This window comes from Winogradskyella sp. KYW1333, assembly GCF_003335675.1.
GTDB lineage: Bacteria > Bacteroidota > Bacteroidia > Flavobacteriales > Flavobacteriaceae > Winogradskyella.
Genome location: NZ_QPHL01000017.1, coordinates 117,450 through 143,634 on the forward strand (window position 1 = coordinate 117,450; position 26,185 = coordinate 143,634).

The window sequence follows — 26,185 nt, forward strand, 5'->3', positions numbered from 1 at the left end:
AAAAAAGCCCCTAAAGTTAGGAGCTTTTTATTTAATCTTCTATTTCTTCTTCCATTTCAAAATCTTCCATAAATTTTGTGGTATAGTTACCAGCTAAATAATCTGGATGATTCATCAATTGTCTGTGAAATGGAATTGTTGTTTTTATTCCTTCGATAACAAATTCATCTAAAGCACGCTTCATTTTATTTATAGCTTCTTCTCTAGTTTGTGCTGTTGTGATCAATTTAGCGATCATAGAATCGTAATTAGGTGGTATACTATAACCAGCGTATACGTGTGTGTCTAATCTAACACCGTGTCCACCAGGTGCGTGAAGAGTAGTTATTTTACCTGGAGATGGTCTAAAATCATTATAAGGATCTTCAGCATTAATTCTACATTCTATAGAATGTAAATTCGGCGTATAATTCTTCCCTGAAATAGGAACACCTGCAGCAACTAAGATTTGTTCTCTAATTAAATCAAAATCTATAACCTGCTCTGTTATTGGGTGTTCTACTTGGATACGCGTATTCATTTCCATGAAGTAGAAGTTTCTATGTTTGTCTACCAAAAATTCAACTGTTCCTGCTCCTTCATATTTAATATATTCAGCAGCCTTTACTGCCGCTTTACCCATTTTATCCCTTAGTTCATCTGTCATGAATGGAGAGGGAACTTCCTCAGTTAACTTTTGGTGACGTCTCTGAACAGAACAATCTCTTTCAGATAAATGACATGCTTTTCCCCTCGAGTCTCCAACAATCTGAATTTCTATATGTCGAGGTTCTTCAATGAGTTTTTCCATGTACATATCATCATTCCCAAATGCTGCTTTCGATTCTGTACGAGCAGATTCCCAAGCGCCTTCAAGTTCTTCTGGTTTCCATACTGCTCGCATACCTTTTCCACCACCACCAGCAGATGCCTTAAGCATAACAGGGTAACCTGTTTCTTTTGCTAATTTTTCACATTGCTCAAATGACTCTATAACTCCATCACTACCAGGAACACAAGGTACTCCGGCAGCCTTCATGGTTGCTTTAGCATTTGCTTTGTCTCCCATTCTGGATATCATCTCCTCAGAGGCTCCAATAAATTTTATTCCATGTTCTTCACAGATTTTAGAGAACTTGGCGTTTTCAGATAAAAATCCATAACCTGGGTGAATTGCATCAGCATTTGTTATCTCAGCTGCCGCAATTACATTTGACATTTTTAGATATGACTCACTACTTGGGGCTGGACCGATACAAACCGCCTCATCAGCAAACTTAACATGCAAACTATCTGCATCTGCAGTTGAATAGACAGCTACGGTTTTAATACCCATTTCTTTACAGGTTCTAATAACGCGTAGCGCTATTTCTCCTCTATTGGCAATTAATATTTTTTTAAACATCATTTTTGTTTTAAAAAATTCTATTTCCAAACACCTAATTCCAATAAACTGGTCTTGGATTTATGAATTGGAATTTTCAATTGTTATGATGGGTCAACCAAGAATAACGGTTGATCAAATTCTACTGGAGAAGCGTCATCTACTAATACTTTAACGATTTTACCAGTAACCTCTGATTCAATTTCGTTAAACAATTTCATTGCCTCAATAACACATAGGACATCACCTTCTTTTATGTTCGTACCAACCTCAACAAATACTGGTTTGTCCGGAGAAGGCTTTCTATAAAATGTTCCAATTATTGGAGACTTGATCGTAATATATTTTGAATCATCAGATGATGTCGCTGGTGCAACAGGAGCTTCAGGAGTCGCTACAGGTACTGGTACTGGAACGTGTTGCTGAACAACCGGTGCAGATGCTTGAACTGGAACTTGTTGAACAATTGTAGTTTCGCTATCAGAACCCGTTCTAATTGTAATTTTAACATCATCCATTTCTAGCTTAACCTCGCTCGCACCAGACTTGGCAACAAATTTAATTAAGTTTTGAATTTCTTTTAAATCCATAGTATTTAGACATTTTTGTTAGTTAGTTAATTTTTTTAGGAATTATAAGCCCACTTAAAATAAATTGAGCCCCAAGTAAATCCGCCACCAAAAGCGGCAAATATTATATTATCCCCTTTTTTAAGTTGAGATTCATAGTCATATAAAAGAAGTGGCAAAGTCGCTGATGTTGTGTTTCCATACTTTTGGATATTCATCATGACTTTGTCTTCTTCAAGATTTATTCTATTTGCAGTAGCGTCAATTATTCTTTTATTTGCTTGGTGCGCTACTAGCCAAGCAATGTCTTCATTTGTTAAATTATTTCTCTTAAGGATTCTCTCTGCAACATCTGCCATGTTAAAAACGGCATTCTTAAAAACTGTTTTGCCATCTTGATAAACATAGTGTTTACCTTCGTTGAAAGTGTTTTCATTGATTGGATAAGATGACCCTCCATAAGGGGCTTGTAAAAATTCTCGTCCTTCACCGTTACTTCTCAACAACTCATCTTGCAGTCCTAGACCTTCTTCATTTGGCTCAAACAAAACTGCGCCAGCCCCATCTCCAAAAATAATGCACGTCGCCCTGTCTTTATAATTAATGAATGAGGAGTTTTTGTCTGCTCCAATTAGAAGAATTTTTTTGTATCGGCCAGATTCAATGTAAGCTGCCGCTGTAGACATTCCAAAAAGAAAGCTCGAGCATGCCGCTTCTAAATCGTATGAAAATGCATTAACCGCACCTATTTCAGTCGCGGTAAAAGCTGCTGTTGATGCGGCTTTCATATCAGGTGTTGCCGTACTGACAATTACCAGTTCTATCTCCTTAGGATTTAAGTTAGTTTTTTGAAGTAAATCTTGAGCCGCTTTTATTGCTAAAAAAGAGGTCCCCTTGCCCTCTTCTTTCAGAATTCTTCTTTCTTTTATCCCAGTTCGAGTAGTAATCCACTCATCATTAGTGTCCACCATTGTTTCAAGAACTTCATTAGACAAAACAAAGTCTGGAACATAGCCTCCTACAGCTGTAATTGCCGCCGTGATTTTACTCATTATTAGCTTTTAGATTAATTAAAAGTATTGAAAAAAGGCAAAAACCAATCGATTTTGGTCTTTTTTCGGCATTTTTTGGCAAATAATCATGCAAATTAAGTGGTTTTTGCCCTAATCAGGAAATTTATATAAAAAAAACGCCCACAAGTGAGCGTTTTATTATATGCTTGCATAATACTTATGCTAAATTCTCTTCTTCTGAAGTATTATCTATTAACACTTGGCCTCTGTAATACAGTTTTCCTTCATGCCAGTGTGCTCTGTGGTATAGGTGTGGCTCACCTGTTGTTGGGCAAGTTGCTATTTGAGGTACAGAAGCTTTGTAATGTGTTCTTCTTTTATCTCTTCTTGTTCTAGATATTTTACGTTTAGGATGTGCCATTTTAAATGTTATTTATCCGTTAATAGTTTTTTTAAATTATTCCAACGAGGATCAATATCCTCAGATGATTTTATCTTTTCTCCCTTTTCAGGACTTAATTCTTCTAATTTTGAGAGTATATCAGACTTTAAGGTTCCGTCTTCTATACCAGGATGTACCCGTTTTGCTGGTACAGCTAAAATGATAAGTTCATATATGTACTGAGAAATATTTATCTCATACTCTCCGTGAGGTATAATTATTATGTCTTCGTTATCATCATTGTATAAGTCACCAAATTTAATTACCAATTTATATTCATCTGAAATTGGCTGGTTGTAGGGCTCGTTAGTAAGATCACAATTGACATTTACTTCTCCTTTAGCTTTAAAATACAACTCTAAAAGTGTTGTCTTTTTTAGAAACTTAAGGTCAATTTTTACACTTACTTCATTAAACTCGTTATATTCAAAATTATTAAAGAACGTATTATCTATATGATAATCAAAATGATGCTCTCCTGTTTTTAGACCTATAAAAGGAATAATATAATCTTTCATTGCCTTCATTACCCACTCATTTTGAGCCTGCAAATATATAAATTTTACTTTATTTACTTATAGATATTAACAAAAAATGTTTATATCTATTTTTTGACCTTTTCTAAAGGATTCTTGCTGTAGTGTTTGTGCTGTTTTCTATTACGGAAAATCTGTATTGCTTTATTTATTGCTTGTTTAAAAGAACTTTCATCTGCAACACCTTTTCCAGCTATTTCATATGCTGTACCATGGTCTGGGGAAGTCCGTACCTTGTTCAATCCAGCGGTGTAATTAACGCCCTCACCGAAAGCAATGGTCTTAAATGGAATTAGGCCTTGATCATGATAAGATGCAATGACCGCATCAAACGAATTATATGTGTTTGATCCAAAAAAGCTGTCAGCGGAATATGGCCCGAAAACCAAAGCATTGTCATTCCTAATTTTTTCTATTGCGGGTTTCAATACCTCATCATCTTCTTTGCCAATAACGCCGTTGTCACCGGCATGTGGATTTATTGCTAATACCGCAATTCTTGGTTTTCTAATACCAAAATCTTGTTTTAATGAATTTAAAACCGTTTTTAATTTTTCATTTATTAACTCTTCTGTTATATGTTCAGAAGCGTCTTTCAACGGAACATGGTCCGTTAACAGCCCAACCCTAAGATCATCAGAAACCATAAACATTAGACTTTTTCCTTCGAGGGTTTTGGCAAGGTAATCTGTATGACCAGGGAAATTAAATTCTTTTGATTGTATGCTGTGCTTGTTTATGGGCGCTGTAACCAATACATCAATTTGGTTGTTTTTTAATGCATTTGTTGCGCTGGATAATGATTTAATTGCGTATTCACCTATTTTTTTGTCAGGTTTACCAAATTCCACTTTTACTGGTTCCTTCCAAACATCGACAACATTTACCTTGCCATGAACTAGTTTGTCTGGAGAATCTATATTGAAAAAGTTAATTTTGCTTTTAAAATGGTTCTTAAAAAACTGCATTGTTTTCCCAGAGGCAAAAATTACTGGTGTATTTAACTCCAGTGTTCTTGGGTCTTCATAGGTTTTAATAATAATTTCTGGCCCAATGCCATTTAAGTCTCCAACTGATATTCCAACAATAATCTTTTCCTCCCTTTTCATAACGACTGCTTATACTATTTTTTCTATAAAATTAATAGCGGATTTGTGCTTTGTCCTTAACTTTGCGAATACAAATTTAACTAAATAAAGTACAACGATGTTCACGGGAATAATTGAAGATTTAGGAACAATTGAAAAATTACAAAAAGAAGGAGGTAACCTAAACCTCACCATTAGTTCTTCGATAACCACAGAGCTGAAAATTGATCAAAGTGTTGCACACAATGGCGTGTGTTTAACCATTGTTGATATTGATAACGAAAAATATACCGTAACGGCAATACAGGAAACCTTGGATAAAACGAATTTAGGTATGCTTGATAAGGGCGATAAGGTAAACTTAGAAAGAGCCATGAGGTTAGGAGATAGGTTAGATGGGCACATTGTGCAGGGTCACGTAGACCAAACCGGTACATGTATTTCCGTTACTGAAGAAAACGGTAGTTGGTTTTACACTTTTGAATACGGGTCTGTTAAAGACAATATAACTATAGAAAAGGGGTCTATCACCATTAATGGTGTTAGTTTAACGGTAGTAAACTCAAAACTGAATGAATTTTCTGTTGCAATAATTCCTTATACCTACGAACACACAACATTTCATTCTATTAAGGAAGGCGACAAAGTTAACCTAGAGTTTGATGTAATTGGAAAATATATAAAGCGCTTAAACGAATTAAGAAATTAAGTTTCTTTCTTATTAATTCGCATAATTTTTAATGCCCCAAAAATTATAGCAACGAGAAATAAAACTTCTACTCCACCATCGATAGGAAAACCTGGCGGAGGCGGTGGCCCCTGTGCTATAGACATAAAGCCTATCAGAGAAAATAAGATTGAGGCTAACATATTTTTATTCTCCATAATTTAATAACGGTGTAAAAATAATAAAAATACAGCACCAGCAAAGCAATTTCAACCCAAAAAATCTTTAAGACACCGTTACTGTAGACAAACGGTGTGGGGTGGTAAATATTATAGGTGAATGGCTAATATTTTGCCCTGACTTTTAACTTACAAATTGTATGAAAATATATAGCCCATAACTTAAAAACCCTTCGGCTGAAGGGTTTTTTGTGGTCCCACCTGGGCTCGAACCAGGGACTTTCTGATTATGAGTCAGATACTCTAACCAACTGAGTTATAGGACCTGTTGGGTATGCCAATGTCTTTATTTCTAAAGAGTGTGCAATATTACTATATATTTTAATACCCTACAAGAAAAAAAATCCAATTTAATCTTCAATATCTTGGCATAATTCTATCAAAACACCATTAGTAGATTTAGGGTGTAAAAAAGCAACAATCTTATTATCGGCGCCTTTTTTAGGTTTATCATGAATCATACAAAACCCGCTAGATTTTAATCGTTCAATTTCCTGATATATGTCTTCTACCGCAAATGCAATATGATGAATACCCTCACCTTTTTTCTCAATAAATTTTGCAATTGGGCTATTTTCATTTGTTGCCTGTAGCAATTCTATTTTGTTTGGCCCACATTTAAAAAACGAAGTTTTCACACCTTCGCTTTCTACCTCTTCAATCTTATAATGTGGTTTATCAAAAAGAAGTTCAAAAAGATTGTTTGAGGCTTCGATGTCCTTAACGGCAATACCAATGTGTTCAATTTTTTTCATTAAAACTTTATTTAGTCTCCGAAAGAACGGAAATCTGAAGGTTATAAAACATGATTTTTGTTATATAAAAATACTATTATCTTTAAATATCATCTACTTTTGCATCATGGAAAGTAATAGACAAAAAAAAATAGCTACAGTTATACAACAAGACTTAGTTGATGTTTTACAGCGGGCCGCATCTAATGGAGGATTAAAAGGTGTAATTATTTCAGTTAGTAAAGTCAATGTAACAGTAGATTTGTCTGTGGCTAGAGTTTATTTGAGTATTTTTCCAAACAAGGAGGCAAAGTCTTTGCTAGAAGGTATTAGGTCTAACACACCTCTTATTAGACATGAACTTTCGCAACGCACAAGACATCAATTAAGACGTATGCCGCAATTGGAGTTTTTTATTGATGACTCATTAGAATATATTGATAGAATTGAGCGTTCTCTTGAGGGTGATGACGACCCTATTAACAATCCGGATTTGTTAGGTAAGCGCAAAAAATCTTAAGTGAATTTCTCTTTATATATAGCGAGGCGATATCTTTTTTCAAAAAGCAGTAACAATGCTATTAATATTATGACTTTGATAGCTTCTGGTGGCGTAATTATAGCTTCGGCATCGCTATTTATTGTATTGTCAGTGTTTACTGGTTTAAAAGATTTTAGTCTTCAGTTTTCCTCGTTTGTCGACCCAGATATTAAGTTACTCTCACGCAAAGGGAAATCGTTTATGATCACAGAAGAAGATCTGTCTAAACTTATAAAAATTGAAGGAATATATGATTACTCAATGGTTATTGAGGAGCGTGTTATTATTAAGTCTGAAAATAAAAACTTACTAGCGACTCTAAAGGGAATTGACAAGAATTATCTTAAAGTAACAAATGTAGATTCCATGATGGCTAGAGGAAACTGGATTACATTTGGAAATAACGAAGTGGTCTCTGGGTGGGGAATTTCTAACAAGCTTTCTTTTGGGGTTTTTGATTTTTTAAAACCTTTGTCGTTATACGTTCCAAAAGCAGGTAAAGGTCAATTCAGCTCATTAAGAGGTGCTTACAATTCAGTCTATGTGAACAATGTTGGTCTCTTCGATATTAATGAAGAATTAAATAACGAGTACGTTTACTCCGACATTTCTTTAGCGAGAACTCTATTAAACTATAACGATAATCAGTATACGTCTATTGAGCTAAAACTAACCGAAGGAACAGATGAAACTATAGTTAGAGAAGAAATTGAAAATAAGTTTGCAAACACCTTTGTAATTAAAAACAGGGAGCAGCTCAATGATGCACTCTATAAAATGTTGAATACTGAGAATTTAGCAATCTATCTAATCTTTACTCTGGTAATCATTATTGCGCTATTTAATGTCATTGGTGCCATTATCATGATGATATTGGATAAGAAACGCTCTCTAAACACACTATTTAATTTAGGTGCCGAGACCAAATCTATAAAATCTATTTTCTTTTTACAGGGAAGTTTAATGACAGTAATTAGTGGAATTATTGGTGTAATCTTGGGGCTAGTAGTAGTGTTTCTTCAACAAAATTTAAATCTAGTGATGTTAACACCCGACCTACCTTATCCGGTGGGAATCAAATTTTTAAATGTTATCATTGTATTGGTTACAATTTTTGTTTTAGGAATTGTTGCTTCCAGAATTGCTTCTGCACGTATAACCAAACAGCTAATTAAGACCTAACTAAACGAATTGATAATCTGAAAATTTTTCTAAAACTTCATCAAAGGAGGCGAATACATCTTCAGAATGATCGCTTGTAACCATTTTCATTCGATATTCTTTAAAATTTGGAATTCCTTTAAAATAATTGGTGTAATGTCTTCTAGTTTCAAAAACACCAAGTTTCTCACCTTTCCAATCTATGGACATTTGAAGATGTCGGCGCGCTGCTTCAACCCGTTCTTGCAAAGTTATTGGCTTTAAATACTCTCCGGTATTAAAATAGTGTTTTACTTGCTTAAAAAACCATGGGTTACCGATAGAAGCCCTACCGATCATAGCGCCATCCAATCCATATTCATCGCGCATTTCTACAGCTTTTTCGGGGCAATTTACATCACCATTGCCAAAAACTGGAATATGCATTCTAGGATTATTCTTTACCGCAGCTATTGGCTTCCAATCAGCATTTCCTTTATACATTTGGGCTCTAGTACGGCCATGAATTGCTATTGCCTTTATCCCAACATCTTGCAATCGTTCAGCAACCTCAACAATTTTAATAGAATCATGATCCCAACCCAAGCGTGTTTTCACAGTAACTGGAAGGTTGGTACGCTTAACCATTTCAGCCGTAAGCTTTTCCATTAAACAGATATCCTTCAAAATTCCTGCTCCAGCTCCTTTGGAAACAACTTTTTTTACCGGACAACCAAAATTTATATCAATTATATCTGGATTAGATTTCTCCACAATATCAATTGTCCGAAGCATGCTATCCATATTTGCTCCAAATATTTGGATACCTACAGGGCGTTCCTTTTCGTAAATATCGAGCTTCATCACACTTTTGGCTGCATTGCGTATTAACCCTTCACTAGAAACAAACTCTGTGTAAACCACATCGGCACCTTGCTCTTTGCATAATGCCCTAAACGGTGGATCACTTACGTCCTCCATAGGTGCAAGGAGCAATGGAAAATCTCCCAATTCTATATCACCAATTTTTACCAATGGTCAATTTTTTGATGCAAAACTAAAGCTTTTTAAAAAACTGACTAATAGTTAACATCTATTATACCTACTGACAACGTGAGTTCTTCGCCCTGAGCACTGATGACAGTTCCTTCAAAAACAGCATTTAAAGAAAAGTTGCTGCTAATAAGTGTGTTAAATCTAAAATTATTTACTCCGGGATAATACGGAAAATAGTCAACGCCATCAACTTTTATGACAAAATTCAAAAAAGTATCGATTCCAGTTACATATTCTGGCACTTCAAAGGAGAGGCTGTGGTTGCCAAAAAGGGCAGATCCATAGACCGAAATTACTTCGTTAGAATAGGAAATTGTTTTGTTCGCAAAATCAATATTCTGCAAGCCTGCCGTAACCCTCAACACATCTGCGGATAATCGTCCACAATTACCTAATTCTTCTATGGTGTCGGATAATCTTCCATCAGGATCTCCGCATTCTACAATCTGATCCTCTAAGGCGCGTCTATAATCAAGGCATAATTGAATATCCTCATTGCTTTGGTTATAGGCTATTTCAGCTTGGCGTGTGGCATCCCTCAAATCACAAGAAAATATAGTCAAATCTTTGATCCAAATTGACGATGTTCTTTTTGTAATCGTTCTTCCTTCTGGAACAGTTGCGTTAGAATCTGTTAATGTTTCATCCTGAAAAAGTATTAAAGTTTCTCCATTTTCTGAAACAACAAAACTATTTTTCTGTTCCCCTTGTAAATAAAATGTGTTTTCTTCCTGGGTGGTAATGTCAAAAGGGGACTCTTGTAAAATAATCTCATCATTGTCTACTGAATATCCATAAGTATAATCAACGTCTTCATTGGTATAGAAATTACTCGTGTCTTCTATTCCGTTGATCTTTAACCTAGAGTTGTAGGTGTATTCTCCGCTTACTCTGAAACTGTTTTCGTCAAAAAATATTGAATAAGCAGAGGAGGTGCTAAATATTCTGGTTTCTGTCGTTGCGGATTGATTATCAGTGTTAGGTAATGAAGAAACTTCAGAGTCAAACTCTACGAGATACCACTGCCCAAGTAATCTTGGGTTTACATCCAAAGCACTAAAATCAAAATCTACGGGTTCATTATCACAATTGAAGGTAGACAATAAAACAAATAGACAGCACAATAACTCTATCTTTTTCATTTGAAGAAAAGCAATCTTTTTCTTCAAATTTAAATAAAAATAAGTTATGCCTTTTTTTGGCTATTTTTAGAATTTAGCCTTTGTCTCTATCTTCTCCTCTCCTCGGATTATCGTAATGTCTGCTTCATCTCCTTTGTCAAAAACAGAAAGGGCTCTCATGTAACTCATCATATCTGTCACAGTACTATCGCCAAGTTTTACAACAACATCTCCTTTTTGTATGCCAGCGTTGTGTGCTGGAGTATCCTCGCGTGTTCCATCAATACGCATTCCTTTACCATCATACAGATAATCTGGCACCACACCTAAACCAACTTTAAATCTTGGTGTTTCTTCGCTTTCATTCTTTGTTTTTCTGAATACGAGCTCTGCATTATCGTCAAGATCGCTTATTATGTCAAAAATATAATCTGAAATAAGTTTCATTCCCTCATAATTCAATTTATCAGAATCATCGCTTGGCTTATGATAATCTTCATGTTGGCCTGTAAAAAAATGTAATACAGGTATATCAATTAAATAAAATGAGGTGTGGTCACTTGGCCCCACCCCACTTTCGTTTTCAATAAGTTTAAATTTTTCATTATTGGCTTTAAGCGTTTGCTTAAACATTGGTGAAGTACCTACACCATATACGGCTAAAGTACTATCCGCTTTCATACGACCAACCATGTCCATATTAATCATATAGTTTATCGATTGGGTATCTATAGTTGGGTTTTTGGAGAAATAATTAGACCCTAATAAGCCCATTTCTTCTCCAGAAAATGCTATAAACAAATAGTTGTTATTGTCTTTAATTTCTGCCTTGCTGTTTTTTACTTTCAACCTATCTGCTAAATTTAATAAGACCGCTACACCACTGGCGTTGTCATCAGCGCCATTGTGGATTGCTTTTTCTTTTTCTCTGTGTAACGATCCCTCACCACCATATCCTAAGTGGTCATAATGCGCTCCAATTACAATTGTTGTCTCAGCATTATTATCTATGTAACCCATAACGTTGTTACCTGTTATTGTGCTGTCTACATTTTTTGTGAATTCAACCTCCTTGTGTGGGTCTGTTTTTGGTTTGAATGAAAAAGGCTGGAGAAAATCTTTGGTTCCTTTAGCCTGAAGGCCGATTTCTTTAAATCTCGAAATTAGATATTCAGAGGCTTTTGCTTCTCCTTGCGTGCCTGTTTGTCGGCCCTCAAGCTTGTCATCTGCTAAAAACGCAACATCCTCTTCAATTTTGTTTTGAGCAACCTTAGGCTCATTCTTGCAGGTCCATAATCCTACTAAAACAAATAAAAACACTAATTTTTTCATATTGAAGTCTTATTTTTACACAAAATTAGGCATTAAATGCCATTTATGATAATTGTTAGAGATGAATAGAATTGCTGTTTTGTTGTTGGTTTTAGTTTCTTTTTCGTCGTGTAAAAATGATGTCAAAAAATCATCAGAAAATATAATTGGTAAGGAGGTAGATTCGGTTGTCAAAAATCCATTAATTTATCCGGAAGAAACACATTTTAAGTCTTTACGTCAAGTCACATTTGGAGGTGATAATGCTGAAGCTTACTGGAGTTTTGATGACAAACAATTGGTATTTCAATCTAATAATACTAAATGGGATGTGAGGTGCGACCAAATGTTTTTAATGAATATTGATGAAACTTTTATGGACAGTATTGCTCCTCCAATGATAAGTACTGGTAAAGGCAGAACTACATGCGCTTACTTTTTACCAGACAACGAGCACATAATTTATGCTTCTACACATTTGAAGCAAGACGAATGTCCAGAAACACCTTTACGAAAAAACGGTAAATATATATGGCCAATCTACGATAGTTATGACATTTTTGTTGCAGATCTAGAGGGTAATATTGTAAAACAATTAACCAATGATGTTGGTTATGATGCTGAACCAACAGTTTCTCCTAAAGGAGATAAAATTGTATTTACCTCAACACGCAGTGGTGATCTTGAGTTATACACTATGAATCTAGATGGGTCTGAGGTTAAACAAATTACAAATGAGCTGGGTTATGATGGAGGCGCATTCTTTTCACCAGATGGATCAAAATTGATATTTAGATCGTCAAGGCCAAAAACGGAGCAAGAGATTAAAGAGTATAAAGAACTTCTTGCAGAAGGATTGGTTGAGCCAACAGAAATGGAACTATACATCTGTAATGCGGATGGTTCTGGCCTGCGCAAACTTACCGATTTGGGTAATGCAAATTGGAGTCCGTTTTTTCATCCTTCAGGAGAAAAAATCTTGTTCTCGTCAAACTTTGAGGCAGACCGTGGATTTCCTTTTAATCTTTACATGATTGATATAGACGGGAAAAACTTAAAAAGAGTTACCCATGGTGAAACCTTTGATGCATTTCCGGTCTTTTCAAATGATGGTAAATATTTGGCTTTTTCCTCTAATAGAAATAATGGAGGGGGAAGAGATACCAATCTTTTTATAGCCGAGTGGCAAGATTAGTTGAGGTCTTTTAATCTCTCGCGCTCTTCTGCATCAGTAGTGCGCTCATTTGTAGATAGTTTTGTGTTTCCAAATTTATAACGGAACCCTAGGCGCACGAAACGGTTGTCCAAATTTTGAAATCTTGTGCTAGATTGGTTTAAATAGGCAATTGAAGTTTCAAAATCTTGATAATTGAAAATATCCTCAACACTTAAGGAGATTACACCTTTATTTTTGAATATAGTTTTTGAGATATTAATAGACGAGATAAGCCTATTCTCTACTGTTTGAAAATCCATTAGATTTTTATTTGACCATTCAAGATTTACATCAATATTTAAACTGTTGTCCTCTAAAAGTGTCAAATTGTTTTGTAGAATACTATAGTTAGACCATTGCTCCTGCTTTACAAACCCTTCTCCAAAATCAGATTCCTCTGTCATTTTATAAAAAGAGGTTAGAGCATAAAGGCTCCATCTGTTTGAAATACTATAATCAAAAACCAAGTCTATGCCATAATCTACTTTCTTGTCTAGATTGGTTGGGGTATAAGCAATAATATTTGTAGTGTTATTTTGTCTTGGAAGCTCAATAATGTCACCGTCATAGTTTATGTAATAGGCTTCTATTGTAAAATGATCCAAGAAATTAACTCCTAGTTTAAAACTATCAAAGTAAGCAGGCAATAAGTCGGGGTTTCCAACAACAACAGTATTTTCGTTTATAAAAAAAGTAAAGGGATTTAAGCTTTTAAAATCAGGGCGACCGATGCTTCGTTTGTAGTTGCTGTAAATTGAAAAATTATCAGAAATACTATGAGATACGCTTGCATTGGGAAACCAATTAAAATAGTTTTGAGTATTCTTTTGAGTCAAAGATAATGATTCGCCATCAATATTTGATTGTTCTACCCTTAAGCCTAAATTTATATCCCAGGCATCCCAAGACTTACTATAATTAACATATCCTGCAACAACTTTTTCGTCGTATGTAAAAGCATCAGAGTTGTCAGAACTAACAACCTCCTGGTTGTTGATTATATCAACTCTAGTAATGCCGCTGTCGGTTTTTACATTGGAGTATTTTAACCCAAGGTCTAAACTTGAGCTTTCATCGGTTGCAAAATTAAAATCCATGCTTCCTGTAAGAATGTTTGTATCTTGGTTAGCAAGTGTATTAAATTCCGAATCATTAATAAACGTATTGTTAGCATCAAAAAAATTACTCAATACATTTTGGTCTCTTTCATAGCTGTACGTCGTATAGTGACCATTTAGTACCATGCTTGCTTTATCACTAAACCGATGGCTAAATATTAAGTCTGTACCAATATTAAATTTATCGTCTCTAGATAGGTTGTCGGCCGTAAAGCGAGATAGAAAACTTTCTCCGCCATCAAAAATGTTTGTGCTATTTGCAATTTTATATTTAAAATACGGGGTATAAAGCGTTGTACTAGTTAGACTAATAGTGCTATTTTCGTTTATAAAAAAATCAAAGTTTAAATTAAGATTGTGATTTTGAGACCAGGTATTTCGATTGACTTTAGACTTCCAAATTTCATCTATGTCATTGTTAGTGTCAAGGAAGTTCACTTTATCATCTTGGTCTCTGTTAATCTTATTCTGTGAATAACTATAATTAAGGTTGAAGTTGATTTTGTTATTCTTAAAATAATGGCTAGTGCCTGAATTATATCTTGGAAAAACACCTTGGGTATAATTAGTAAAAATTGAACCTCTATATCCAGTTACCAAATTCTTGCTCATTACAATATTTACAACCGACCCACTGTCAGCTTCATAACTGGCGGGAGGATTTGTTATAACCTCAACCGATTTAATGCTGTTTGCTGGCGAGCTTTCTAATAGTTGAATCAACTCATTGGGTGTTAATTGTACCCTTCGATTATTTATGTATACTGTTGCAGGTGTGTTTTTTATGTTAATACCTCCTTCGGAAACAATAACTCCTGGTGTGCTTTTTAGAACGCCTAGCGTAGAGCCTTCCGTAAGTGCAGTATTCTCAATATTGAAAATTAAACGATCTGGTTTTCGCATTACTGTCGGTTTTGTGGCAATGATATCAACCTGCTGTAATGTTTCTGACGACTCATTTAAAACGACTGTCTTTAAATTTAAATTACCTGTTAGAATTATTCTTTGCCTGAATTCATTATATCCAATAAAAGAAATGACTAAATCATATGTGTTAAGAGGAAGGTTCCTGAGTTGAAATTTTCCCGAATTATCTGTTGAGGTTCCATTAACAATATTTCCATTAGAATCGTTTACTACAACATTGGCAAATTCTACAGGGTTATTTTCAGGGTCAACTACAGTTCCTGAAATAGAAAACTCTTGAGCTTTCACACTGTGAAAACACATCAAAAATATAGTGAACAATAGAATTCTCTGGAGGGCTGTCATTAGTTAGGTTTGAGTCGCAATATAAAGATTGTTTTTTAGTTTTAATTACGGTTTTTACGTAATTCAATATGGTTTAAATGTAGATTATAGTAGCGCTATGCATTATAAATGAATTATATTTGCACCCGATTATTCCTTTAGAGAACGATAAATGAAGAACATACGTAATTTTTGCATTATTGCACATATTGATCATGGTAAAAGTACACTTGCGGATAGGCTTTTGGATTTTACCGGTTCAGTTACGGATAGAGAGAAACAAGATCAGCTCCTTGATAATATGGACTTGGAACGTGAACGGGGCATAACTATAAAATCCCATGCTATCCAAATGGAATACACGCACGAAGGTGAAGAGTATGTCTTTAATCTTATAGACACTCCAGGCCATGTTGATTTTTCTTATGAAGTTTCAAGGTCAATTGCCGCATGCGAAGGTGCGTTATTAATCGTTGATGCCGCTCAAAGCATACAAGCACAAACTATTTCTAATTTATACCTTGCGTTAGAGAATGATTTGGAAATAATTCCGGTCCTTAATAAAATAGATCTGCCTAGTGCAAACCCAGAAGAGGTTACAGATGATATAGTTGATTTACTTGGTTGTGACCCTTCAGAAGTGATACCTGCTAGTGGTAAAACAGGTTTGGGTGTAGAAAATATTTTAAAAGCAATTATTGACCGAATTCCTGCTCCTGAAGGAAATCTAGATGAACCATTACAAGCTCTAATTTTTGACTCTGTCTATAATCCATTTAGAGGCGTGGAAACTTACTTTAGGGTAATTAACGGATCAATTACAAAAGGGCAGCATATTAAGTTTATAAACACAGGAAAAACTTATTTTGCAGATGATGTTGGGACGTTAAAATTAAATCAAGTTCCTAAAAAAGAAATTAAGGCGGGTGACGTAGGCTATTTAATTACTGGAATAAAAGACGCTAGAGAGGTAAAGGTTGGAGATACCATAACAGATGCTAAAAAGCCTACCACAAATGCTATTGAGGGTTTTGAAGACGTAAAACCAATGGTTTTTGCAGGAATTTATCCTGTGGACACAGAAGACTACGAAGAACTTCGTAATTCAATGGAGAAACTCCAATTAAATGATGCATCATTAGTATTTCAACCCGAAAGTTCTGCCGCGCTGGGGTTTGGATTTAGATGTGGTTTCTTGGGTATGTTGCATCTTGAAATTATACAAGAGCGTCTTGAGCGTGAGTTCAACATGACTGTAATCACTACGGTTCCAAACGTAAGTTATTACGCATATACCAACAAAAACCCAGATGAGATTGTAATTGTTAACAACCCTTCGGATTTACCAGAACCATCGACTCTCAATCGCGTTGAGGAACCATATATTAAGGCTATAATCATTACAAAATCAAATTTTGTTGGTCCTGTGATGAGTTTGTGTATTGAAAAACGTGGTCAAATCACCAACCAAACCTATCTTACAACAGAACGTGTTGAGCTGAGTTTTGATATGCCGCTTGCTGAAATTGTTTTTGACTTTTACGACCGTTTAAAAACCGTTTCAAAAGGCTATGCTTCTTTTGATTATTCGCCAATTGGTATGCGAGCCTCAAAACTGGTTAGGGTAGATATTCTACTAAACACCCAAACGGTGGATGCGCTTTCTGCGTTGGTACACGCTGACAATGCCTATACTATTGGGAAGAAAATGACGGAAAAATTGAAAGAGCTTATTCCGCGTCAACAATTCGACATTCCTGTGCAGGCAGCAATTGGTGCAAAAATAATCGCTAGAGAAACCATTAAAGCGCTTCGTAAAGACGTAACAGCAAAGTGTTATGGAGGTGATATTTCGCGTAAACGAAAACTGCTTGAAAAACAGAAGAAAGGTAAAAAGCGTATGCGCCAAGTTGGTAATGTAGAAATACCTCAGCAGGCATTTATGGCGGTGCTAAAGCTAAATGACTAATTCACCTTACTTCCTAAATAAACAATTTTACTGTTCGAATCTATTTCGTTCTCTATTTGATAATCAATAGATGGTATAATATGGATTTCACCCTTTCTGGTTTTAAGGAATAATGGAATTTGAGCTTTGTTTGATTTAATGTTCTCTAGTAGTTTATTATAATCCTCAACATCCTTAATCGCTGCTTCATGGATTTCAGGAAATTCTTCAACAACCTTCATTAAATTATTGAAATCGTCAGACAAAGTAAAGAGTCCGTTTTGGGGAGAGATTTCTCTCCCTTCAAGTTCTTTCTTAGAGGCTAATCTAAACGAGCCATTTTCACCAAATTGTTTCCCAAATTTCTCAACGGCATACCTGTTAATATCAGCATTACCCGTAAGAGCCAACAAATAACCGACATCATTAAGCTCAACGTTATCCGTTAAATTGTCAGAATAAATGTTTTCAGTATAGGCCTCGATTCCGAGGGCTTCTGCTTTTTGAACGTTGTTTTGATTACTATCTACCAGTACAACATGTCTTCCATTATCAGATAAATATTGGGCTATTAATTGAGACACTTTTGAGGCGCCGATAATTATTATACCTTCTGATTTGGTTAAAAACACACCTGATATCCGTGCAAACAATCTTGCTGTTGTAGCATTTAACAATACGGTTCCCAGCACAATCATAAAGACCAAAGGTGTAATATATTCTGCCCCAACAACATGTTCTGCGCTCAACTTACTGCCAAAAAGTGAGGCAATACCCGCGGCAACAATTCCTCTTGGGCCAACCCAGCTTATGAACAGCTTTTCATTGATTTTTAATTTCGAGTTCGACGAGCTTAAAAACACAGCAATTGGACGTATGATAAAGGCTAGTGCAAAAAATAACGCAGCTGTTTCCCAACGATATAACAACAGTAAATCTTCGTAATTAATATTGGCTGCCAAAAGAATGAACAAGATTGAAATAAGTAATACGCTTAGAGACTCCTTGAAATAAAGTAATTCCTTAATGTTGTCTAGCTTGCTATTTCCAACTACCATTCCCATCACAACTACAGCTAAAAGACCAGACTCGTGTGCAAATATTTCAGACTCCACAAAAACCAATAAAACAACGGAAAGGGAGACTACATTTAACAAATAGTGGGGAATAAATTTTCTGTTTATTGCAAAAACCAGAGCGTGGGCAAATGTAAAACCAAAGGTGGTTCCGAATAAAACAATCTTTCCAAATTCTACAAGTGCAGTTTTGGTAAAGCCCACTTCCCCACCTACAAAAATAAACTCAAACACCAATACAGCTACCAAAGCACCAATTGGGTCTATTAGAATTCCCTCCCATTTAAGAACTGTTGAGACGTCTCTTTTTAAAGGTATATTTCTCAAAATTGGAGTTATAACAGTTGGCCCAGTAACAATTATTAATCCCGAAAATAAAAAACACAAGTCCCAAGTCAGTCCAAACAAATAATATGCTAATACAGCCCCTCCAAAAAAAGTAACGCCAGCCCCTAGAGTAATTAACTTTGTGATAACAGGCCCAACGTTTCGTATCTCGCTTCGTTTTAATGTAAGCCCTCCTTCAAATAAAATTATACTAATTGCAAGAGAAACAAAATAAAACAACCCTTCTCCGGGGAATAAGCCCTTTTTGCCATTCCAGATGGGCTCAATCCACTTTGCGCCATCCTCACTTAAAAATTCTGCAGCTATTGGGCCAACCAATAGCCCTATTAAAATAAGGGGTAATATGGCTGGAATCTTAAACTTCCAAGCTACCCATTGTGCTAAAATCCCCAATATAATAATGCCTGCTAATTCAACCATTTATTGTAGTTTTTGATATACCCGAAAATAGGATTTTTTTTTCCAACTCTAAAAACCCTAATAAAACCTAAACATTAAAGGTGATTAAATACTATTTTGGTAAATTGCGCAATTATGACATTATACCCCATAAATGCCGGTAACTTCAAGCTTGATGGTGGCGCTATGTTTGGCGTTGTGCCTAAGTCTTTATGGCAACGTACAAATCCTGCCGATAGCAATAATATGATTGATATTGCGGCACGTTGTTTGTTAATTGAAGATGGAGATCGATTAATTTTAATTGACACGGGGATGGGAGACAAACAAAGTTATAAATTTTATAGCTACTATTATCTTTGGGGAGATGACACTTTAGATAAATCATTATCTCAATACGGATTTAATAGGGAAGATGTCACAGACGTTTTTATGACACATCTTCATTTTGATCATTGTGGGGGCAGTATTCAATGGAACAAAAATAAGGAGGTATTAGAGCCGGCCTTTAAAAATGCTTATTTTTGGAGCAACGCAGACCATTGGAAATGGGCCACGCAACCAAATAAACGTGAAAAAGCGTCATTTTTAAAAGAAAACATTCTACCGATGGAAGAGTGTGGTCAACTAAAGTTTGTTGATCTTCCCAGCCATAATATTTTAAACGACTCATCTCTAGGTTTTGATATTTTTTATGCAGATGGTCATACAGACAAACAAATGATTCCCATGATAACCTACAAGGGAAAAACCATTTGTTTTATGGCTGATTTATTACCTACAGCTGGTCACTTACCAATTCCTTTTGTGATGGGATATGATACACGTCCACTCTTAACGCTTGATGAAAAAGAGAAGTTTCTCAATTTAGCCGCAGATAATAATTTTTATCTTTTTTTAGAGCACGATGCTCACAACGAAATAATAACAGTACAACATACCGAGAAAGGCGTTCGTTTAAAAGAAACCCTTTCTTGTAACGATATATTTAACTAAAAACAATGTTTATGAATTTAAGTAAGAGCAAGAAGCTTATTGGATCCTTAATGTTAATGGCGACGATAGTATTGGGTTGTGGTAGCACAGCAGATATTTTGTCTACACCGATTGAAAATATCGACACTTCTCCATTAAAAGTTACTGAACTAACAGAGTCAGAAAAGAAAAATTGGGGCCACCTAGATTTGGAAAGAGACACTATTCCTGGTATGGCGGTTGACAGGGCATATACTGAAGTTATTAAAAACAAAAAGGGGCAAAAGGTTATTGTTGCTGTAATTGATTCTGGTATTGATATTGACCATGAGGATTTAGATGATGTTATATGGACAAACAAGGGCGAAGTCCCTAACAACGGAAAAGACGATGATAAAAACGGATATGTTGACGACATACATGGTTGGAATTTTTTAGGTGACACCTACAATGAACAATTAGAATTTGTAAGATTAATCGCTTCTGGTGACACATCAAACCCAAGATTTGAAGAGGCCAAAAAACAGTACGAAGAAGATTATCAACTGTGGACAAATAGAAAAATTCAATATGATCAAATTGCTCAAGCAGTAAAAAACGCTGATGAAACACTGGTAAAAGTTCTGGGCAAGAAGGATTACACTATTGACGAGGTAAATGCAATTAAGTCTGAGGACAAAAATGTTATGCAGGCTGTGCAGATAGCAAACAACATTAATGCGAACGGGTTAAAAATGCAGGACGCAAAAACAGAAATTGATGGCGCCCTTGTGAGCATTAATGAACGCCTTAATTATAACTTAAATAAAGACTTCAAAGGAAGAAAATTAAATGATAACATAAACGATTTGTCAGATACTGGTTATGGTAATGGTAATGTAAAACCAATGGTGAAAGACGAATCACACGGTACTCATGTTGCGGGTATTATTGCTGCCGAAAGAAATAATGGTCTTGGCGCAAATGGTGTTGCTAACAACGTAGAAATAATGGCCCTCAGGGTGGTACCAAACGGTGATGAATACGATAAAGATGTTGCACTTGCGATACGTTATGCTGTAGATAATGGCGCAAAAGTTATTAACGGGAGTTTTGGCAAATCATTTTCGCCTTATAGTGAATGGGTAAGAGACGCGATTAAATATGCGGGGGACAATGATGTAGTTTTTGTTCACGCGGCCGGAAATGATAGTAATAATGTTGATGTAGAACCAAATTTTCCTGATGATAATGTGAACTTTGTTGAGGTGTCGGATAATTACATACGGGTAGGTTCATTAACTCAAAATTATGGGTCAAAAATGGTGTCTGGTTTTTCAAACTATGGTAAGAAAAACGTTGATGTTTTTGCGCCGGGTTCATCAGTTTATTCAACAACACCAGAAAATGAATATGACTTTAAGGGTGGCACCTCTATGGCTGCTCCGGGAGTTGCTGGAATAGCTGCCTTAATTAGGTCACAATACCCTAATTTATCGGCCTCACAAGTTAAACAAGTAATACTAGATTCTGGCCTACCCTTAACCACAAAAGTGGTTGTGGGTGGAGACGCGTCTAATGTAAAGGCGTTTTCAGAATTATCAAAGTCGGGTAAAATTGCTAACGCGTACAATGCGTTAATAATGGCCTCAAAACTAAAATAAAACCATGAAGAAATTTTTTATGTGTCTTTTTTGCGCTACAATAATTTTTGTTTGTGACGCAGATGTAGACAGTTTAAACAGGGCTCACCAAATACAGCCATCCAATTCAGGATATTGGCAACAACACGTAGATTATTCTATGGAAATTGATATGGATGTTAATTCTTATCAGTATACAGGCAAACAAACTTTAGTGTATACTAATAACTCTCCAGAAGTACTAAACAGGGTTTACTATCACTTGTTTTTTAATGCCTTTCAACCCGGAAGCGAAATGGATGTGCGCTCTAGAACTATTGCAGATCCAAGCACTAAGATCGGTGATAGAATCAGTAAACTAAAACCTAATGAAATAGGATACATAAAGGTAAACTCACTAGAGCAAAATGGGAATTCCGTTCAATTTGAAACCGTGGGCACTGTGTTAGAGGTGGATTTAAATCAGGCAATTAAACCAGGAGAAAAAGTTACATTTTATATGGAATTTAATGCCCAGGTTCCTGTACAAATCCGTCGTTCTGGAAGAAACAACAAAGAAGGCGTGGCCCTTTCTATGGCGCAATGGTATCCTAAAATGGCTGAATATGATGATGAAGGTTGGCATGCGGACCCATATATAGCAAGAGAGTTTCATGGTGTTTGGGGAGATTTTGATGTAAAATTGGCAATTGACGCTAATTACGTTGTTGGCGGAACCGGTTATTTACAAGGTGCGCCAAAAAGTAAAGGCAATAAAAAAGAATATCATTTCATAGCGCCAAGAGTTCATGATTTTACTTGGGCTGCAGATCCTGATTTTCAGCACGATATATTTGAAATGCCAAATGGTCCAAAGCTTCATTTTTACTATAAAAAAACAATGAGTAAAAAATATCTGGACAACTGGAAGAAACTTCAGCCCGACACCGCAAAGCTAATGAAGTTTTTTAGTGAAAACGTCGGTAAGTATCCTTACGATCAATATTCTGTTATACAGGGAGGTGATGGCGGTATGGAATACGCCATGTGCACTTTAATAACTGGTGAGCGAAATTACGGAAGTCTACTTGGTGTTACATCACATGAAATGGCGCACACATGGTTTCAGTTTTTACTGGCTAGTAACGAAGCAAAGCACGAGTGGATGGACGAAGGGTTTACAAGCTATATTTCAACATTGGCTATAAATTCATTAAAAGGCAACACCGGAAAAAATCCGTTTAAAAATTCTTACAGGCGATATGTATCTTTAGCTAATTCAGGCTATGAACAGCCTTTGACTACTCATGCAGACAGGTACGCTTACAATCAGGTATACGGAACCGCTGCATACAGTAAAGGCTCGGTGTTTTTGTCTCAACTTGGATATGTGATTGGAGAAGAAAATCTTAAAAAAACGATTAAAAAGTATTTTGATGATTTTTCATTTAAACACCCTAAACCCATGGATATTGTGCGAACAGCCGAGCGTGTTTCGGGTTTAGAGCTTGATTGGTATCTCATTGATTTTGGGCAGACCACAAACACAATTGATTATGGTATAAAGTCCGTTGATGGTAATATAATCGTTTTAGAGCGTATTGGGTTAATGCCTATGCCTATTGATTTGACGGTTACCTATGTTGATGGTTCGCAGGAAGCGTTCTATATACCGCTTCAGATGATGAGGGGTGAAAAACCGACTGATGCTACAGTAGCTTCTGATTGGGCCTGGGCCATACCCACCTATAGCCTTAAAACAAATAAAAATGTAAAAGTTGTTGAAATTGACAGCTCTGAATTTATGGCAGATGTAAAAAGAGAAAACAACACGTACGGCTTAGAAAAATAATACCTAAAAAATATAAACCACATCTAATAGGGGTTCGGTTATCCAATATTATTTTACTTGTTTTTTTAATTTCTTTTTGCCCTTTTTGTTGACTTTTTATAGTAAATCTTCAAATTTTTTTTGGAGTTTATAAAAACAGTTGCCTTCATGTTTTATGGGGTCTGAATTAATCTCTAGATTGTGTTTTTCTATTTCTGTAGTGAAATGATCGTCATTTATAGCCTCTAAAATTTCAATATTATTGTTCTTTGGAAAATAACATTCAGACACAATACAGAATTCTTGTTCTGCACCAATTCTAATAGGCTCTTCTTCAATCAATCCTTTATTTAACATAATATCTAAAGCTTACAGATCTTTTACTAAATGGTGAATATATAATGCTTTATCTTTAGGGCTTTTAAGTTGTTTGACGTTTAAATGTCCCATTTTTAAGGTGAGCTATTGATTAACCTATGTAATTTAGTCTAATTAAAAGACTTAAACATGATTTTTATTGTGGCTGACCTACAAACCTATTTGATAAAACAAATTACAATTCTATTTTTACAACCAATAATTCCTTGTAATGTCCTTAAAATACGGTAAAAAAGACAAGTTGAAAAGTAAAAAAACCATCGAGCGCCTCTTTAATGAAGGTAGGTCGATTACGGTTTATCCTTTGCGCTTGGTATATTTAGAAACCGAATTCAAGGATAGTAGTATCCTTAAAACAGGGGTTTCTGTAAGTAAAAAACACCACAAAACAGCAGTTTCTAGAAATAGAATTAAAAGACTTTTAAGAGAAGCTTACAGGCTTAACAAGCAAAAATTCTTTAACAATAGTTCAACATCTTATGCGTTTATGATTTTGTACCTTAGGAAGGAAGGAACAAATTCTGCAGATATTAATAATGCTATGAAAATGTTGTTTCAAAAATTTCTTGATAAAACCTCAAACTAATGAAAAAAAATCTACACAAAAGATTAATAGTACCAGGCTTGGCATTGGTTTTGTTTGTGAGCACCACAGCATTTAAGAGTGACTTTTTCGAAATTGCTAAACAAATTGAGATTTTTACTACTCTTTTTAAGGAACTCAACATGAACTATGTTGATGACACCAACCCTGGCGATCTTATGGATACGGCAATAAAAAGCATGTTAGATGATTTAGATCCGTATACACAATTCTACAACGAACAAGATGTAGAGGCTTCTAGAATAAATAATGATGGAGATTATACTGGAATAGGTGCGAAGGTATTAACGCTTAAAGATAAACTAGTAATTATAGAACCTTATAAAGGCTATGCGGCTGATAAAACTGGTCTCAAAGCTGGTGATGAAATTATTAAAGTAGATAATGTTATAGTTTCTGATTTTAAGGACGATATAGCTAATTTGTTACGAGGTGCTGCTGGTACTGAGGTAATGATAACCTATAAACGCCAAGGACAAACCAATACTGTAAAAATTATTCGTGAATCACCAGAAATTAAAGCTGTGCCACACTACTCTATGGTGGATGAGAAAACGGGCTATATAGTGTTGCGTAAGTTTAACGATAAAGCATCTTATGAAACCATAGGTGCATTAAGAGCTCTAAAAAATCAAGGTGCTTCCCGATTAATTCTAGATTTACGAGGAAATCCAGGCGGACTATTAAACGAGGCGGTTAATGTCACAAACATATTTGTGCCAAAAAATCAATTGGTGGTAACAACTAAATCTAAGGTTAAAAAGTATAACAAAACCTATTACACCAGACGGGATGCTGTTGATACGGAAATTCCTTTAGTTGTATTAATTAACGGTAGTAGTGCTTCCGCAAGTGAAATTGTGTCTGGTGCGCTGCAAGATGTTGATCGCGCGGTTGTAGTTGGTACTAGAAGTTTTGGAAAAGGATTAGTTCAAAGGCCAAAGGCACTTACCTATGGAACACAAATGAAAATAACCATTTCTAGATATTACACACCTTCTGGCCGTTGCATACAAGCTCTTGATTATTGGAATAGAGATGAAAGCGGTAACGCTACAAGGGTGAAAAAAGAAAACTACAATACCTTTACAACACGTAATGGGAGAAAAGTCTTTGATGGTGGTGGTATTGAACCAGATATAGAAGTTAAATTTACTAAACAAACACCATTAACAAAAGCAATATTAAATGAAAACTTGATTTTTAATTTTGCTACGGATTATTATTATAAGAATACATTAAATGACCTAAATACCTATAAGTTTCCCGAAACTGAATTTAATAAATTCAAAAACTATCTAAAAAATTCAGGGTTTGATTTTGAAACTGAGACAGAAAAGGCGCTTAATAAAGCTATGGTTGTTGCTGAAGGGGAAGAATTAGATGGCGTAGTTGATTCCGAATTTCACAATATCTCCGCTGCTATCCAAGCCTATAAGTCAAACGCCATTGATGCAAATAAAACACAATTAAAATCACTTTTAACAGACGAAATTATTAAAAGATATTTCTACAGTGAAGGATTATATATATACTACAAGGCTAATAATCCTGAGATAAAAAAAGCTTTAAGTATTCTTAATAATCCTTCGCAATACGCTAGTATTTTGAGATAAAACT

23 protein-coding genes and 1 tRNA gene are annotated in these 26,185 nt (G+C 35.3%); 10 read left to right on the top strand and 14 right to left on the bottom strand.

Annotated features, from left to right (window positions below; all coding sequences use genetic code 11):
• Window positions 1–31 precede the first annotated feature (31 nt).
• From accC to pdxA, 6 genes are all read right to left on the bottom strand, one after another.
• Window positions 32–1,384 carry an acetyl-CoA carboxylase biotin carboxylase subunit gene (gene accC / locus DUZ96_RS10280; protein WP_114301860.1) on the bottom strand — a complete coding sequence of 451 codons (1,353 nt, stop codon included), beginning with the start codon at window positions 1,382–1,384 and terminating at the stop codon, window positions 32–34.
• An 83-nt stretch (window positions 1,385–1,467) separates the two neighbouring features.
• Complete coding sequence (gene accB / locus DUZ96_RS10285) at window positions 1,468–1,953, bottom strand: acetyl-CoA carboxylase biotin carboxyl carrier protein (protein ID WP_114301861.1); 486 nt, start codon at window positions 1,951–1,953, stop codon at window positions 1,468–1,470.
• Window positions 1,954–1,988: 35 nt separating this feature from the next.
• On the bottom strand, window positions 1,989–2,984 hold the full coding sequence (locus DUZ96_RS10290) for a beta-ketoacyl-ACP synthase III (protein ID WP_114301862.1): 996 nt from the start codon (window positions 2,982–2,984) through the stop codon (window positions 1,989–1,991).
• A 178-nt stretch (window positions 2,985–3,162) separates the two neighbouring features.
• On the bottom strand, window positions 3,163–3,366 hold the full coding sequence (rpmF, locus tag DUZ96_RS10295) for a 50S ribosomal protein L32 (RefSeq protein WP_114301863.1): 204 nt from the start codon (window positions 3,364–3,366) through the stop codon (window positions 3,163–3,165).
• 8 nt (window positions 3,367–3,374) lie between these two features.
• On the bottom strand, window positions 3,375–3,914 hold the full coding sequence (locus DUZ96_RS10300) for a DUF177 domain-containing protein (protein WP_114301864.1): 540 nt from the start codon (window positions 3,912–3,914) through the stop codon (window positions 3,375–3,377).
• A 77-nt stretch (window positions 3,915–3,991) separates the two neighbouring features.
• Window positions 3,992–5,032, bottom strand: a complete 1,041-nt coding sequence (pdxA, locus tag DUZ96_RS10305; protein WP_114301865.1) for a 4-hydroxythreonine-4-phosphate dehydrogenase PdxA — start codon at window positions 5,030–5,032, stop codon at window positions 3,992–3,994.
• 97 nt (window positions 5,033–5,129) lie between these two features.
• Between pdxA and DUZ96_RS10310 the strand changes: the two genes are divergently transcribed.
• The gene (locus DUZ96_RS10310; protein ID WP_114301866.1) at window positions 5,130–5,720 is read left to right on the top strand and encodes a riboflavin synthase; all 591 of its coding nucleotides are present in this window, start codon (window positions 5,130–5,132) and stop codon (window positions 5,718–5,720) included.
• 389 nt (window positions 5,721–6,109) lie between these two features.
• Here the strand turns inward: DUZ96_RS10310 and DUZ96_RS10320 are convergent.
• Window positions 6,110–6,183 (bottom strand) — tRNA-Ile (locus DUZ96_RS10320).
• An 84-nt stretch (window positions 6,184–6,267) separates the two neighbouring features.
• Window positions 6,268–6,672 (bottom strand): methylmalonyl-CoA epimerase, encoded by a 405-nt coding sequence (gene mce, locus DUZ96_RS10325; protein ID WP_114301868.1) that lies wholly within the window; start codon window positions 6,670–6,672, stop codon window positions 6,268–6,270.
• 106 nt (window positions 6,673–6,778) lie between these two features.
• Here mce and rbfA point away from each other — a divergent pair, with 106 nt between their 5' ends.
• Both rbfA and DUZ96_RS10335 read left to right on the top strand, forming a co-directional pair.
• Window positions 6,779–7,171, top strand: a complete 393-nt coding sequence (rbfA, locus tag DUZ96_RS10330; protein ID WP_114301869.1) for a 30S ribosome-binding factor RbfA — start codon at window positions 6,779–6,781, stop codon at window positions 7,169–7,171.
• 69 nt (window positions 7,172–7,240) lie between these two features.
• The gene (locus tag DUZ96_RS10335; protein WP_258774367.1) at window positions 7,241–8,374 is read left to right on the top strand and encodes an FtsX-like permease family protein; all 1,134 of its coding nucleotides are present in this window, start codon (window positions 7,241–7,243) and stop codon (window positions 8,372–8,374) included.
• On the opposite strand, the gene dusB is transcribed toward DUZ96_RS10335, so the two are convergent.
• The 3 genes from dusB to DUZ96_RS10350 all read right to left on the bottom strand — a co-directional run bounded on the left by dusB (window position 8,375) and on the right by DUZ96_RS10350 (window position 11,841).
• Window positions 8,375–9,367: a tRNA dihydrouridine synthase DusB gene (gene dusB, locus DUZ96_RS10340; protein WP_114301871.1), complete on the bottom strand. Its 993-nt coding sequence runs from the start codon at window positions 9,365–9,367 to the stop codon at window positions 8,375–8,377.
• A 44-nt stretch (window positions 9,368–9,411) separates the two neighbouring features.
• A complete protein-coding gene (locus DUZ96_RS10345; RefSeq protein WP_181855267.1) occupies window positions 9,412–10,530 on the bottom strand; it encodes a hypothetical protein in 1,119 nt (372 codons plus the stop codon).
• Between the two features lie 66 nt (window positions 10,531–10,596).
• Window positions 10,597–11,841, bottom strand: coding sequence for a M28 family peptidase (locus tag DUZ96_RS10350; protein ID WP_114301873.1), 1,245 nt, complete (start codon window positions 11,839–11,841; stop codon window positions 10,597–10,599).
• 61 nt (window positions 11,842–11,902) lie between these two features.
• On the opposite strand from DUZ96_RS10350, the gene DUZ96_RS10355 reads away from it, so the two are divergent.
• Complete coding sequence (locus DUZ96_RS10355) at window positions 11,903–13,015, top strand: PD40 domain-containing protein (RefSeq protein WP_114302334.1); 1,113 nt, start codon at window positions 11,903–11,905, stop codon at window positions 13,013–13,015.
• On the opposite strand, the gene DUZ96_RS10360 is transcribed toward DUZ96_RS10355, so the two are convergent.
• A complete protein-coding gene (locus tag DUZ96_RS10360; protein WP_114301874.1) occupies window positions 13,012–15,426 on the bottom strand; it encodes an outer membrane beta-barrel family protein in 2,415 nt (804 codons plus the stop codon). The two genes, DUZ96_RS10355 and DUZ96_RS10360, sit on opposite strands and share 4 nt — an antisense overlap.
• 151 nt (window positions 15,427–15,577) lie before the next feature.
• Here DUZ96_RS10360 and lepA point away from each other — a divergent pair, with 151 nt between their 5' ends.
• Complete coding sequence (gene lepA, locus DUZ96_RS10365; RefSeq protein ID WP_114301875.1) at window positions 15,578–17,374, top strand: translation elongation factor 4; 1,797 nt, start codon at window positions 15,578–15,580, stop codon at window positions 17,372–17,374.
• Here lepA and DUZ96_RS10370 read toward each other — a convergent pair.
• A complete protein-coding gene (locus DUZ96_RS10370) occupies window positions 17,371–19,197 on the bottom strand; it encodes a sodium:proton antiporter (protein ID WP_114301876.1) in 1,827 nt (608 codons plus the stop codon). The genes lepA and DUZ96_RS10370 overlap by 4 nt on opposite strands.
• Window positions 19,198–19,311: 114 nt before the next feature.
• Between DUZ96_RS10370 and DUZ96_RS10375 the strand changes: the two genes are divergently transcribed.
• Genes DUZ96_RS10375 through DUZ96_RS10385 form a run of 3 tightly spaced genes read left to right on the top strand, consistent with a single transcriptional unit; the run spans window position 19,312 to window position 23,604 of the window.
• A complete protein-coding gene (locus DUZ96_RS10375; RefSeq protein WP_114301877.1) occupies window positions 19,312–20,172 on the top strand; it encodes an MBL fold metallo-hydrolase in 861 nt (286 codons plus the stop codon).
• An 11-nt stretch (window positions 20,173–20,183) separates the two neighbouring features.
• Window positions 20,184–21,794: a S8 family peptidase gene (locus DUZ96_RS10380; RefSeq protein ID WP_114301878.1), complete on the top strand. Its 1,611-nt coding sequence runs from the start codon at window positions 20,184–20,186 to the stop codon at window positions 21,792–21,794.
• A gap of 4 nt (window positions 21,795–21,798) precedes the next feature.
• On the top strand, window positions 21,799–23,604 hold the full coding sequence (locus DUZ96_RS10385; protein ID WP_114301879.1) for a M1 family metallopeptidase: 1,806 nt from the start codon (window positions 21,799–21,801) through the stop codon (window positions 23,602–23,604).
• A 96-nt stretch (window positions 23,605–23,700) separates the two neighbouring features.
• Here DUZ96_RS10385 and DUZ96_RS10390 read toward each other — a convergent pair whose 3' ends face one another.
• Complete coding sequence (locus DUZ96_RS10390) at window positions 23,701–23,940, bottom strand: hypothetical protein (RefSeq protein ID WP_114301880.1); 240 nt, start codon at window positions 23,938–23,940, stop codon at window positions 23,701–23,703.
• Between the two features lie 232 nt (window positions 23,941–24,172).
• On the opposite strand from DUZ96_RS10390, the gene rnpA reads away from it, so the two are divergent.
• The gene (gene rnpA, locus DUZ96_RS10395; protein WP_114301881.1) at window positions 24,173–24,547 is read left to right on the top strand and encodes a ribonuclease P protein component; all 375 of its coding nucleotides are present in this window, start codon (window positions 24,173–24,175) and stop codon (window positions 24,545–24,547) included.
• Window positions 24,547–26,181 (top strand): S41 family peptidase, encoded by a 1,635-nt coding sequence (locus DUZ96_RS10400; RefSeq protein WP_114301882.1) that lies wholly within the window; start codon window positions 24,547–24,549, stop codon window positions 26,179–26,181. The genes rnpA and DUZ96_RS10400 overlap by 1 nt, the downstream gene beginning before the upstream one ends.
• The last annotated feature ends 4 nt before the right edge of the window (window positions 26,182–26,185 follow it).